This is a genomic window from Bradyrhizobium sp. sGM-13 (assembly GCF_018398875.1).
In the GTDB taxonomy this organism is placed as follows: Bacteria; Pseudomonadota; Alphaproteobacteria; order Rhizobiales; family Xanthobacteraceae; genus Bradyrhizobium.
Genome location: NZ_JAGWDK010000228.1, coordinates 1 through 355, shown reverse-complemented (window position 1 = coordinate 355; position 355 = coordinate 1). Strand labels below are relative to the sequence as shown.

Here is a 355-nt window from a genome sequence, read left to right as displayed (position 1 = left end):
CTTCCTTTCAATTACCCATAATTTTTGCCTCGATCGCGGCTCCCAGTTCGATGTCGGTCAGCCGCGATAGTCCTCGCCAGATCACGGTATTTCCTGGAGGCGGATCGTTGGCTCGGGCCAAGTACCCGCCGAGCCGCGCGATCTTGACCACATAGTGCGAGAGTGTGCTTCGTCGAGAGCGATTGCCATCCCTGTCTTTCACCAAGTGATCAAGAAGCCTGATTTCAGGATCTGTCAGCGCCGTTTGCGGTAGGGCATTCGGCGAGGAACGATTGAGCATCGTCATCCAGAAGACGCGCCAACTCACAATGCAGAAAACCGCGATCAGATTGACCAGACGCTCAGCGGTTCGCAA

1 pseudogene is annotated in these 355 nt (G+C 55.5%); it reads right to left on the bottom strand.

Going from position 1 to position 355, the window contains the following annotated elements:
• Positions 1-7: 7 nt before the first annotated feature.
• Positions 8-355: pseudogene (locus KJQ96_RS38875) on the bottom strand (IS4 family transposase); the annotation flags it as partial.